Annotated in this window: 1 protein-coding gene; it reads left to right on the top strand. The window is 47.0% G+C overall.

Going from position 1 to position 1,170, the window contains the following annotated elements; genetic code table 11:
- Positions 1 to 254 precede the first annotated feature (254 nt).
- Positions 255 to 1,170 (top strand): C80 family cysteine peptidase (locus KDK19_RS15925; protein ID WP_257292342.1); only part of this gene is annotated, 916 nt, incomplete at its 3' end.

Genomic DNA, 1,170 nt, shown 5'->3' with positions numbered 1-1,170 from the left:
CCGATATCACTGAAACGATAAAATCAGTGGCCAATGAATTGGGAATCAGTAAAAACACCGCCGGTTATTTAGTTGGCTACCGAAGTGATGGAATACTGTATGGATCCGGATCGACGCTAGCATTATCAGGGCCAAATTTGATTAGTGAGGTCATAAAGAAATATTTCACTGATTTTTATTCAGGGGAGGATCTTTCTGATGACCAAAAAAAATCCTATTTCACGCAAATTAATCCATTAGCAAAGATTGATTTAGTGAGTACGGATACGGATCAACAGTCCAGTAGCTGGCTCGCCGATTCTGATAAAACTGTGCGTTATGCCCTGAACGCTGAGCAAGACAGCCGTTACAAAAACCAGATTATTCTCCAGCTGGGTAACACCGGGAATCAAGCCAAAGCCAGCTTATACCTGAAGAATAAATACCAGCCCGATTTCAGCCGACTGATGCGACTGGAGCCTGATGGCACTTTGATTGATCCGGAAACAGGCAATAACATCAATCTTAAGACATTGCAGACCAACTTTCTTAAAGACGACACACGACTTATTATTGTTGGCCATGGTAGAAAAGTTCAAGATCAAAAGACCGGTTCTGACAAGTTTGTCCTGACCGGGAAAACAGTTGAGCAACTGGCCGATGTGCTCAAGCGCGTAACCGGCGGTCGGTTTGTCCACACCATCAGTGTCCTGGGCTGCGGCACCAACGCCATCGGTGAGCATTACCCTGTAGAAGATTTCGCCAGAAAACTCTTTGGTGAAATCCGGACAAAACGAATCACTGTCCGTAACGCCATAGTGATGGTGGATGGCTTTGGCCGCAAATGGACCGGCACCCTGCCCGCTGAGGGCAATGTCCTGTGGTCACAGTCAGACCACCGCGTCAAACTTGTGCTTGAAAAGGATGAACAGGGGCAGTTAATAGCCCGTCATCCTCCGGTTGAAGAAGGGCTGGTGAAAAAACTCCGGAATTTGCCCGCTTTGCCCCCCTTCAGGGATTACATGCGTCTGGGTATCAAGGATAAAGATGCTTTCGACCAGGCCAGAAATTTACTGCTTAATACGCTTAGTGAAAAAGATAACAGGCTGCCACTCTCCGAACTGATTGAGCAATACAACCGTCGGCTGCAACAACTCACCGGTGATGACTTTTCACCTTACCGGTTGATGC

This window comes from Endozoicomonas sp. ONNA1 (genome assembly GCF_024606325.1).
GTDB lineage: Bacteria > Pseudomonadota > Gammaproteobacteria > Pseudomonadales > Endozoicomonadaceae > Endozoicomonas_A.
Note: the sequence above shows the minus strand (reverse complement) of the source record. Positions and strands in the feature narration are given on the sequence as shown.